Origin of the sequence: Oceanospirillum sediminis (assembly GCF_014164585.1) — a bacterium.
In the GTDB taxonomy this organism is placed as follows: Bacteria; Pseudomonadota; Gammaproteobacteria; order Pseudomonadales; family Halomonadaceae; genus Oceanospirillum; species Oceanospirillum sediminis.
In genome coordinates, this window is the sequence record NZ_JACJFM010000064.1 from 1 (window position 1) to 12590 (window position 12590).

At 48.1% G+C, this 12590-nt stretch carries 6 protein-coding genes; 2 read left to right on the forward strand and 4 right to left on the reverse strand.

Annotated elements, in window-relative coordinates; genetic code table 11:
• Positions 1-247: 247 nt before the first annotated feature.
• The 4 genes from H4O21_RS23625 to H4O21_RS23640 all read right to left on the reverse strand — a co-directional run bounded on the left by H4O21_RS23625 (position 248) and on the right by H4O21_RS23640 (position 7776).
• The gene (locus H4O21_RS23625; protein ID WP_182812177.1) at positions 248-2188 is read right to left on the reverse strand and encodes an FAD-dependent monooxygenase; all 1941 of its coding nucleotides are present in this window, start codon (positions 2186-2188) and stop codon (positions 248-250) included.
• A gap of 371 nt (positions 2189-2559) precedes the next feature.
• Positions 2560-5712, reverse strand: coding sequence for an ammonium transporter (amt, locus tag H4O21_RS23630; protein WP_182812180.1), 3153 nt, complete (start codon positions 5710-5712; stop codon positions 2560-2562).
• Positions 5713-6084: 372 nt separating this feature from the next.
• Entirely contained in the window at positions 6085-7035 is a 951-nt protein-coding gene (locus H4O21_RS23635; protein WP_182812183.1) for a LysR family transcriptional regulator, read from the reverse strand.
• Positions 7036-7167: 132 nt separating this feature from the next.
• The gene (locus H4O21_RS23640; protein WP_182812186.1) at positions 7168-7776 is read right to left on the reverse strand and encodes a TetR/AcrR family transcriptional regulator; all 609 of its coding nucleotides are present in this window, start codon (positions 7774-7776) and stop codon (positions 7168-7170) included.
• A 95-nt stretch (positions 7777-7871) separates the two neighbouring features.
• Between H4O21_RS23640 and H4O21_RS23645 the strand changes: the two genes are divergently transcribed.
• The gene (locus H4O21_RS23645; protein ID WP_182812189.1) at positions 7872-9116 is read left to right on the forward strand and encodes an efflux RND transporter periplasmic adaptor subunit; all 1245 of its coding nucleotides are present in this window, start codon (positions 7872-7874) and stop codon (positions 9114-9116) included.
• 3 nt (positions 9117-9119) lie between these two features.
• Positions 9120-12302, forward strand: coding sequence for an efflux RND transporter permease subunit (locus H4O21_RS23650; protein ID WP_182812192.1), 3183 nt, complete (start codon positions 9120-9122; stop codon positions 12300-12302).
• Positions 12303-12590: the final 288 nt, after the last annotated feature.

Sequence of the window (12590 nt, forward strand, 5' to 3'; positions counted from 1 at the left end):
GCTTACCGCTCCTGGTCGAAATGATCCATGCCTGAATAGCTAATTTGTTTTAAAAACAGTCTATTAAGGGCTTTTCAGGGCTGACTATTTAAGTGGAAGGGTTATTCATGATTGGAATATTTCACGGAAAGAACTATGTCCGCAATGATATGCCCTCAGATTGGCGGGGGATACTTTGGAAACAAGCCAGACACTCAAGCCTGTTCACTGGGAGTCTTCTCCCAGTGAACAGGCTTTCTCTTAATCGCTACGCTTTGTTCTGCTCAATCATAAAGTGATCAAAGAACTTCGCCAGTTCAGCATGAGCATCCACAGGCAGGATGGTTGCAATATGCTGATCAGGACGAACAACAACAACACAGCCTTTGGTACGGTCTACGCCACGCAGATCGTAGATATCATTTCCAATCTGGGATTGGAATACCTTTTCATAGTCGTGCAGGCCATATTTGCCTTTTGCAGGCCACAGGTATTTGTGCAGATCATGCATAGACAGATCTTGCTGCTGGAAGATCCCATAGGTATCAATGACAGAATCGATATCTGCACCTTCTGGCGTGTATTTCACCACGGGTGAGTCGGCATCATTTGCCAGGAAGTCAATCAGCTTATAAGCATCTGAAGCCGTGTCTGTTGGTGCTTGTTCGCTACCAAAGACAAATAAACGCCAGCGACCATCTGCTTTAACCAGATGTCCCAGATGCTGAATGCGACCGTCTGCAGTACGCTGGGCTTCGGCAGAATGGAAACGCTGACCAATCTTAAAGCCTGATGCCAGCGCCTGATTTTCCTGACCTGTACAGATGTATGACGGGAAATATTCAATCGAAGTACCGGATACAAAACCGCTCTGACGCTTCATAAAGGCTTCGATCTGAGCCGTATCCACACGGGCCTGATCAGAATCATCACCTGCGGCTGGACGTGTTGCTACCAGTTTAGACAGCTCACGGTCCGCATCAATCAGCTGTTGCGCTACTTTACGACGCTCAGTTTCGTAAGTGTGCAGCAGTTTAGGATCACATTGACCGCGCAGTACAGATGCCAGTTTCCAACCCAGGTTAAAAGTATCCGGAAGAGAGGTGTTAAGTCCCCAGCCACCTTTCGGGCTATGAGTATGGCAAGCATCACCAGCCACAAAAGCACGTGGCGTTACATCTTCAGGGCTACCTGCAGGACGGTTATCAAAACGCTCTGCAATACGCTGTCCCACTTCATAGATCGACCACCAGGCGACTTCTTTCACATCCAGCGTGTACGGCTGGAAAATCTTTTGTGCTTTGGCGATCAGGTCTTTTTCGGTCAGTTTTACATCACTGGCACGTTTGTCTTTACCCAGCAGGTCCAGCTCAACGTAGAAACGACACAGATAACCACCCTCCCGAGGAATAGTCATCACAGCACCGTAGTCTTTGGATTGAATAAAGCTCTTTACACGGATATCGGGGAAGTCAGTATTCAGCAGGATATCCATCACGCCCCAGGCTTTATTGGCCGAGTCACCCTGCAGCTCAATACCCATGCTCTTACGGACACGGCTGCGGCCACCGTCACAGCCCACCACATAGCGTGCTTTAACGGTTTCGACTCTGCCGTTACCTTCTTCATTCGTACGTTTGAATGTCGCGGTAATCGGGTAAGCATCCAGATCCTGTGTCAGGCTGTCGTCGATTTCCATTTCTACCAACTCGCGACTGTAGTGTGGCTCCAGATGAGTGATGGAATCACGCATACCGTCAGTCAGGAGTTCATGGAGGCGGGCCTGGTTTACGATACCGTGGGTAAACTCAGACAGCCCGGCACGAGCATCAGCAATCTTCTCGGTGCGTTTAATATTTTGCGGGTTTTCCGCATCCGGCTCCCAGAAGGTGTTCTGTTTCAGCTGATAAGTCTCTTTTACCACCATCTCGCTGCTGTTAAATGCTTCCATGATTTCCATAGTACGGCATGAGATACCATCAGCACGGCCAAAAAGCAGTGGGCCCGGAGCCATATCAACAATACAGGTTTTGATATCTTCAAACTCAGACATTTGCCGTGCCATGGTCAAACCTGCCGGGCCAGTGCCAATAATCAGCACATCCACCTGAGTTGGCAGATCCAGAACCGGAGGATCAGGGTAAGGCTTACGAGCAGCATCAGGGACTTGATAGTTACCAGGCTTAAAGCCATTCAGATGATATTGCACGACATGCTCCTTGTTTAGCAGTAAATCAGTATCAAGCACTCATACAGAAACTTCTCTTTGGCCGATAACTTTATTTTTCAGCCATTGGCCAGAAAATATCGAAAGATTTTTGTACAAGTGTGTATTTGTGTCTGAAATAATTAACATATTAATGACTTAATAGTTAACATGTTAATAGTTTTCAAGTCAATACAGATCAATTAAAGATGCTCAGGATAGATCTGCCATCGTGTCAGCAATGGCAGAATAGCTCTTTAAGGAGATGGCTTCGAAAGGCGTGGACACCAGAGGCATTCGCTGTTGTTTACAGGCTTAAATCATGATGCCGTAAGTAAGAGAAAAATAGCCCCAGAGGGGTAGATTAATTCAGGCTAAGCTTCAAGCACTTGCTGGAAACCTTGTATCTTTTGGGGTAAACATGCCCTATCCAGTTTGTTTTGTTGCAAAAGGGACTCTACCTTATCCGGGGAAACAGGTTTATAGAAGTGATACCCTTGAAACAGTTGACACCCCAGACTTGTCAGAGTGTCAGCCTGGCCTGCAGTCTCTACGCCCTCTGCAACAGTCACCAGATCCAGATTAGTTGCCAAGTGTATAATGGTTTCACAAATTTTGTAATCTTCAGAGTAAGTATCACATTCTTCTACGAAAGACTGGTCTATTTTCAGAATATCCAGTGGCAGGCGCTTCAGATAACTTAATGAAGAATAACCTGTTCCAAAGTCATCCACTGAGATCCTGATATTCATCGCTTTCAGAGCCGTCATTACTTCGATACAACGATGAATATCCTGCAGTAATACGCCTTCGGTTATTTCAAACTCCAGCAACTCGCCTGCAATCTGATAATGCTTAAGCTTTTCAGCCACATAGGGCAGCAAAGCATCAGAAATCAGATGCCGTCCTGAAAGATTAATTGCCACAGGTACTATATCCAGCCCGGCCTGTTGCCATTGAGCCAGTTGTTTCAGAGCCTGATCAATCACCCACTCGCTGACAGGGATAATCACAGAGGATTCCTCGGCCACCGGAATAAAGTCACCTGGTGGTATCAACCCTCTTTCAGGATGCTGCCAGCGAATCAGCGCCTCCAGACCAGTAATCTGATCCGGGGACTGGAACACTTTAGGCTGATAAACAAGGTAAAACTGCCCTTGTTTCAACCCCTGTCCGATCTCCTGCTCATAAGCAAATTGTCTGGTCACCGCACAGGCCATCTCTTCAGCAAACATCTGAGCATTATCTCTTCCATTCTGTTTGGCCCAGTACATAGCTATATCAGCTTGCTGTATCAGCTTATCACCGTCAGGGAGTTGTGTCGGTTTGTCGTCATCTCTGGCCAGGGCGATACCGATACTGGTCGGAATTTTCAGACTATGTTCGCCCAGTTGTACCGGTTCACGCATCACATTCAGGATTTTTTCAGCTTTGGCTCTGGCGGCTTCTTCAGTGAATTGCCCTGCCATCATAAAGACAAATTCATCCCCTCCCCATCGGGCGATGACATCGATTTCATCGGACACCTCTGTTAACCGGCGCGCGACTTCGCATAGCAGCTCATCTCCGGCTTTATGGCCCAGGGTATCATTCACATTCTTAAATTTATCCAGGTCTAAAAACAGCAGCGCTACCTGGCTTTGTTTTTTGTCCGCATGATCCAGAGCATGGCCTAACTGCTCCACCAGATACGTTCTGTTATAGAGGCTGGTTAACGGATCACTGTAGGCTAAGAAGCGTAACCGCTCTTGTAGTTTTTGCTGACGGGTAACGTCGCGAATATGCAGAGTGAATTCTTCAAAATCAGATTGTTCACCATGAGCCCTGGTGATAGCAATCTCTGCCGGAAAGAAATTATCGGCATCCCGCTGCAGGAAAAATGAGTTTCTGCGATTCAGCACTAAACCGTTAGAAGATGAAAAACCAACCGCTAAGCTGTCCCGAATACACTGTTGATCTCTGGCCAGTACAAAGTGCTCAATAAAGCTATTGCCTCTCACCTGCTTTTTTAAACAGCCAAAAGTGCGTTCAGCCGCCGGGTTAAACTCGATAATATTGCCCTGATTATCAATGGTAACGATACAGTCCATAGAGGAATTGAGTATCGCAGTCTTGCGCATCTCACTTTCTCGGAACCAGCTCAGAGCCTGATCACGCTCACCAATCTCCTGATTAACCCGTTTAATCACCTGGTTATATTTCCGGGCGATCTGCCCTACTTCAGTAAAGGGCTCTTCCGGCACTGGCTGAGAAAAATCACCTTTGTCTTCCTGATATTGCATTACACGCAGCAGATCAAACAATTCTGTAGTTGCATTGTGTTCCGCGACATTCAGGCCGTCTTCCTCTTGTTGCTCAGACGCCCGTAAAGGAATCACTTTATTTATTAAAACCATCAGCCCCCAGCCAACACCAAAGCAATAGATGCCAATTGATGTAATACCCAGTAACTGAATAAAAAACTGTTCCGATCGTGTTACACCTGTGGCCAGATCACCGAACAATGCGACACTCAGGGTACCCCAGATACCGGCTAACAGGTGTGCAGGCACAACATCCAGTGCATCATCCAGTCTGAAATGAGTCATCAGGCGTCGTCCCCAGTACACAGTCAAACCGGAAATAGCACCGATAATAGCAGCCTCTGAAGGCGATACCAGATGGCACCCCGCGGTAATACCTACCAGACCTGCGATGACACCATTGAGCACATCGCCTACATCAAAAAAGCGTTCTTTATAGTAACTGATCGCACCGGCAAAGAGACCACTCCAGACAGCCGATAAAAAGGTATTCAGCAGGATAACAGGCACATCCCGATTCAGGCTCAGAGTGCTGCCACCATTAAAACCAAACCAGCCTAACCAGATTAATAATACACCCAATGCGGATAAAGGAAGGTTGCTCCCCTGTGGTATACGGTCACTGTGATCAAAACGACCAAGTCTTGGTCCAATCACTATAATCGCAGCTAAGGCCACCCAGCCGCCAACAGAATGCACGACGGTAGAACCGGCAAAGTCGATAAAACCGATTGCCTCCAGCCAGCCAAGCTGGCCTTCCTGAATTTGCTCTCCGGAATTATAGATACCTCGCCATACCCAGTGACCTACAACAGGATAGATAAAGGCACTCAGAATAAGGGTAACCACCAGATATCCCTTGAAAGTCATTCGCTCTGCCACTGCACCGGACGTTAACGTTGCAGCGGTACCACAAAACATCATCTGGAACAGGAAAAAACTGATCTGCCAGGGCGTAACCGAACTGGAAGCACCTGATTGAAAGGCCGCATCACCAAAGAAAAAATTGCTGGCACCCACCAGACCACTGAGGGAGTCACCAAACATAAAGGCAAAGCCAAACAACCAGAATAGTGTGCTTGAGACAATAAAATCGGAGATATTTTTTGCCGCAACATTAATGCTGTTTTTGCTACGGATTCGACCACTTTCTAAACAGAGAAAGCCAGCCTGCATCAAAAATACCAGTGCAGAAGAGATCAACAACCAATAGAGTTCTGACATACCATCCCCTTCGCTGAGTCATTCCCTTATTTGGGGCATCAGGTGCAGCCAAAAGAACCAAAAAGGTGCAAGAACTCAACCAGGATGATACGTATTGGCTGCCGCTGAGAATTAACACTCAAAGACTGTGCCAGTCGCTATCTGTGCTTTAGTGTGAAAAAATAAAACCTGTAATTAATCATAATATTAGTTCCAGGCCCGGACTATGAGATCTGATAAGAGCGAAGTCCTTCAGCAAAGTTATTTACCCAACACCCAAAAACAGGCAGATAACAGACAGGCAAAATAGCGTCAGGCTTCCAGACGGCCAATGCCAGACTAGCCATATCAGGATGCCCTCTGTTCAATTGGCAGAGATTAATATCTCTGCAATCAGCCCGTTTCAATCTCATTACGCAACCATTCATATTCGTCGGTAATTTCAGAGCGGAAACTATTATCGAGAATCCGGCGACAATCTCCGGCAATCATACCAGGCAGATCCCCCAGCTCATGCTGACGGGCAACCAGAGTAATATTGCGATAAAAAGGCTCAGGCAATGGCAACAGCTTTACACCATGCTGGCGAATACCACTCTGGAAAAGACATAATGGCGATGTGATCGTACAGCCAATACCTGACGATACAGCGGACACCACAGCAAAGGAGTTATCCAGCTGTAAACGCTGGGCCGGTTCAAACTGGTTTCGTCGAAGATAACGCTCAATATCCTGAGCAATCAAAGAAGTTGCACTGTAGCGGATAAAATCATACGCCCGGATCACTTCTGCCAGGTCACTACTACCTTCATAATCATTGGGCACAGCCAGAACAAAAGGCTCCCGCAGAATCGGATGTCGTAATAGCTCATCGTATGTATCCACCGGATCATCAGAAATAATAATGTCGGCCTGACGACTCACCAGCATATGGGCATGCAGATGGGATTGTCCGGTGATCATACTCCAGCTCTGGGTGCGCTGACGTACGACATCCACCAGCGATTTCCCCACCGCCGATATAATAGAGTCCACCATCGCCAGACGGACATGACGCAGCATGTTGTAATCGGCTTTACGCATTTCCTGGCTGGTTAAACGAGCCTCCTGCAGTAAAGACCGTGCCCGGTCATAAAAGTAACGCCCGGCTCCACTCAGCTCCATAGGGCGGACACTGCGATCCAGCAACTCGACCCTTAACGAAGTCTCCAGTCCAGCCAGGGCCTGGGATACAGATGACTGACTCATACCCAGTCTCTGCCCTGCCCGTGTCATACTGCCGGTATCCACTATCTGAACAAAAACCTCCAGTGATTTCAGATCAAAACCGAACGATGTATTCACCTGTTGCTCCCTGAATCTATATGCTGAATTAAATCTATTAATTTAGAGAAAACCATTATAGATCAATTAGTTCAGAAGACATCACTCTTTCAAGGATTATTCAGGGCAATGCGTTCATTCTGCTCTTTCAGATCAGGGAGCATAGGCGCGCAAAAACATATCAATGCAGCTGTGCGTATATTTTTGAATATCCTCATCGGTCAGATTCGATTCAATGTTGTACTCTTTGTGCATTCGCGCTTCGCCATGCAGCATATAGAGAAACTGCAATGCTGCAAAATGAGGGTCATCTATGCTCAGCAAACCTCTTTGCGCCAATTCAGCAAGAATCACAGAGACGTCATGAATGACCTTTGATGGCCCGGTCTGATAGAAAATCCGGGAAACTTCTGGATTTGTCAGCGCCTCACTGACACAGGTTCTGTGCACCTGAATCGAATCATCAGACAGAATTAATACGGTAAAACGCACGGCAACCATTTCAAGTGCTTCACGGGCTGTCACTTCATCAGGCAGATCTTTGCCCGGAAGCATTAATGCTATGCATTTTTGCTCAATGGCTGCCGCAAACAGATCATCTTTATTACCAAAATGGCTGTATACCGTTTGCTTGGACACTCCGGCAGCTTTAGCAATCTGATCCATCGTTATCGCCGTAAAACCCTGCGCTGAAAACAGGTCTTTTGCTGCAGCCAGAATACTGGCTCTCTTCTCTTCACTGCGGGAAACAGGTTTGTTCATTGTTACCTCAAAGCAAAATCAAACTGGACAGTCCAGTCTTATAAATCTAGACTAGACCGTACAGTCCATTATAGCAAATACTGCAGGAACACATCATGAAGACGCTACCACTTCACTCAGGTTTCAGACAGTCACTGGCTGTTCTGATGATTTTACCGCCTCTGGTATTCAGTAGTGGTTGTTCTCCGACAAATGCCGAAGAAAAAAATAATCAGAGCAGTTCATCTGATCAGCCATATTACCATCAGGCCCAGAGTGTACAGCTTAATCAGTTAAACAGTTACTCTGTTGAGCGCCGGTTTGTTGGAAAAGTTCAGGTAAAACAAAACGCTGCCCTGGGTTTCGAGCAGGCAGGAAAAATATCTGAACTGATGTTTGATGAAGGAGATTTTGTTCAGCAAGGCGATCTGCTGGCATCTCAGGATACCGAGTTATTAAAAGTAGAGCGCAAAGAGCTGGAAGCCCAACTCAGTGAAACAGAGGCTCAGCTCAATCTGACCCGGGCTAATCTGAAGCGTCTGCGTCAGCTTAAACAGAACGGCTTTACCTCCACTCAGAGTCTGGATGAGCTTCAGTCGCAACAGAAGGTCCTGCTGGCCAGCCGTCTTCGGGTCAGAGCAGCACTGGATGCCAATCAGATTCGTATCAATAAAGCCCGTTTGTATGCCCCGTTCTCTGCCCGTATAAGCCAGCGTATGCAGGACTCAGGCACCGTGGTTAATGCAGGTACACCGGTTTTCCAGCTTCTTCAGGAGGGTAATAATGAAGTTCGTATTGGTATTCCTGTTCGCCTCGCTGATAGCCTGGTGGATCAAGATCACACCTCTGACCTTAAACCTGCTCTGGAAATTCACGGTAAACGCTTTCCCGCTCAGCTATTGGCTTTAGGCGCAGATGTAAACCCGGCAACACGTACTGTATCCGCCCGCTTCCAGCTTCCAGCTTATATTTCGGCAGTGAATGGGCAGCTGGCCTATCTGACGTTGAATGAATCCTTTAAAGCCGAGGGCTACTGGGTGCCAATGAGTGCCCTGACTGATGGGATTCGTGGTATGTGGAATGTTTACGCTTTATCTCCGGCAGAGAGCGAATATACCAATCCGGAGCAAGCGGTTTATACGCTGCAAAGCCGTAATATTCAGGTACTGCACGCCACCGAAGATAAAGCCTATATCTCAGGCGCGATTCAGGATGGCGAACAGATTCTGTCTGCAGGTCTGCATCGTCTGGTGCCAGGCCAGTCCGTGCGCATTAATCCTGAACAGACCTTGTCTATGCAACATCCGGGGCTTTCTGGCGATGTGCCTGAAGCAAACCTTGCATTACAAGAGGAGAATTAAATCATGATGCGTCAATTTGTCAGTAATGGTCGCATCCTGTCTCTGATCATCATCCTGATGATTGTGGCTGGTCTGGGTGCTCTCAGTACCCTGCCCCGTGCGGAAGACCCCAGAATCACCAACCGGGTAGCCAGTGTTGTGACCTATTTTCCCGGAGCCAGTGCGGAACGGGCTGAAGCCCTGGTCAGTGAAAAAGTAGAAAACAAGCTGCGCAAGCTATCTGAGATCAAACTGATCACCTCCACTTCCCGTCCCGGAATCTCTGTGGTGCGTATTGAACTGAAAGATAGTATTACCGATACCACCCCTATCTGGTCCAGGGTCAGAGACCTAATTAATGATGTTGCACCAGAGCTGCCTCCGGGCGTGATCGCTCCGACACTGGATGATGATCACGGCTATGCATTTACCACCCTCATTGCACTGAAATGGCAGGGACCAGGCGAACTGGATGCCGCAGTATTAGGCCGTTATGCCGAGGCACTGCAGAATCGCATTCTCACCGTACCCGGCACCGACTTTACAGAGCTGCATGGTGAACCAGAAGAAGAGATTCTGGTGCAACTGGACCCGGACTTAGCCGGTCATCTGCAACTGGCTCCGGCAGCCATTGCCCAGCGTATTGGCCAGGCCGACGCAAAAGTCAGTGCGGGCCAGCTAATTAACGACAATAACCAGCTACAAGTGGAACTGACCGGTGCGCTGGATTCCATTGATCGTATTCGTCGCATTCCACTGCTGACGGACAGCAATGGCTTTGTGCTTCGACTGGAAGATCTGGCAGAAGTCTCACATAAACTGAAATGGCCAGCGTCTGAAATTGCGATTGTCGATGGCCAGCATGCCGTCGTCGTCGCCGCACGCATGCTGCCAGAACGTCGTATTGATCAGTGGAGCACTGATGTCCGTGATATTCTGACTCAGTTCCAGACGGAATTACCCTCTAATATCAGCACTGAAGTACTGTTTGACCAGGATAGCTATACCGCAACCCGTCTGGGAGAACTGGTCGATAATGTTCTGGTCGGTTTTGCTCTGATTGCTATTGTCCTGTTCTTTACCCTGGGCTGGCGTTCAGCACTGGTAGTAACAGCAGCATTGCCTTTGACGGTACTCTTTACCCTGAGCTGCATGAAATATTTTGGCCTGCCAATTCACCAGATGTCGGTCACAGGTCTGGTTGTCGCACTGGGCATTATGGTAGATAACGCCATTGTGATGGCGGATTCTATTCAGCAGCGCCGACAACAGGGTGAGCAGGCTATTCAGGCTGTGATGAGTTCACTGCACCATTTATGGCTCCCTCTGCTGGGCTCCACCCTGACAACCGTGCTGGCCTTTATGCCGATTGTACTGATGCCAGGACCTGCCGGTGAGTTTGTCGGAGGCATCGCACTGAGCGTTATCTTCTCTCTGATCGGCTCTTATATTATTTCGCACACCCTGGTTGCAGCGCTATCCGGTCGTTTTCTTAGTCGCTTATCCGGTCGTGGCAGCTGGTATCAGAGTGGTATTCAGGGACGCTGGATTTCATCCCTGTTCCGCAAGTCCCTGAACCTGAGTCTGCGTTTCCCATTGTTGAGCCTGATTCTGGTATTTGCGATGCCTCTGGCAGGTTTTATCTCAGCAGGAAAGCTGACTGAACAGTTTTTCCCGCCTTCTGACCGGGATATGTTCCAGATCGAACTCTATTTGCCTGCACAGTCCAGTATTCTGCAAACTCAGCGCATGACTGAGGCTCTGGATGAAGTACTGGAGCAAGAAACAGATATTCAGCATATACGCTGGTTTATCGGCAATAACGCGCCCTCGTTCTACTATAATCTGGTACCCAATCAGCGGGGTGCCCAGAACTATGCTCAGGGCATGATCACTGCATCAGACTTTGCAGCAGCAAACCGAATGATCCCCCAGTTACAGCAGAAGCTGGATGACAGCTTCCCACAAGCACAGATTCTGGTGCGTAAGCTGGAACAGGGCCCCCCGTTTAATGCGCCGATTGAGCTCAGATTCTATGGCCCGAATCTGGACACCCTGAAAACTCTGGGCGTTCAGGCACGTCAGATACTGGCTGAAACATCAGAAGTGATTCATACCCGTGCCACTTTGCAACCGGGAACGCCAAAGGTATGGCTGAACATTAACGAAGACGCAAGCCGTATCAGCGGTCTGAGTCTGACCGAAATTTCTGCTCAGTTACAACAGAATCTGCAGGGAGTGACACAAGGGACGATTATCCAGACCACAGAATCTATTCCGGTAAGGGTTCGTGTTGGTAATGATCAGCGTCAGGATCTGGCTGATCTGACAGACCTCAGCATCAGTGTACCTGGCACTGACGGTAATATCCCTCTGTCGGCACTGGCTACAGCGGAATTAAGGCCCAGCCGGGGAGCAATTCCTCGCCGGAATGGAGAACGAGTAAATGTCATCGAAGGCTATATTCGCTCTGGTGTTTTACCGGCTACAGTACTGAAGCGTTATCAGGAGAAACTGGCTCAGGCAGAATTTATCCTGCCAGCAGGCTACCGCATGGAGATTGGCGGAGAATCTGCTAAACGTAATGATGCCGTCGGTAATCTGCTGGCCAGTATCGGCGTTATCGCTTCGCTGCTGGTGACCGTTGTTGTACTCTCCTTTAACTCATTCCGAATGAGTATCCTGATCTTTCTGGCAGCATTTCAGTCTGTAGGGCTTGGACTTCTAAGTGTCTATGCTTTCAGTTACCCGTTTGGCTTCACCGTTATTATCGGCTTGCTGGGTCTGATGGGACTGGCGATTAACGCAGCCATTGTGATCCTGGCAGAGCTTAAAGCGGATGCAAAAGCCATTCATGGCGACAACGAAGCGATTGTAAATGCAGTGATGAGCTGTGGTCGCCATATCAGCTCCACGACAATCACCACCGTGGGCGGTTTTCTGCCATTGATTATGGCCGGTGGTGGCTTCTGGCCTCCATTTGCAGTGGCTATTGCAGGTGGAACCGTACTGACGACCCTGCTCTCCTTCTACTTTGTTCCTCCCGCATTTCGCCTGATGAGCAAACGACGTTCATTTGAGCTGAGTAATGCAGGCAAGGAAGATACCACGCATCAGATTGATTTGGATAAAACCATTGAATCAATAGTGAAAAAACCGGCAACAGTTCAGGCACAAAAGATCGGTAAGCAAATAATAACAAGCTGATAAAAGAGCGCCCAGCTATGCCGGGTGTTACATATCTGAAAAAAAGCATTTCAATATTCTCCGGCCGTTGACTGGAGAATATTGTAATGTCTGGTTCTGATGAGAAAACTTATGTTCCAGTGTTTACGATTGCACCAGTTTATCCTGAATAAAATCGATAAATATCCTCAAACGAGCAGGCATATATTTAGTCTGGCTCACTGCTGTCCGGTTTAAAAAAACGGAAGGGGCTGGAGAGCTTAACCTCTGGGGATTACGGTAAAATAGCAGTTGTCGAGACAGCATTTT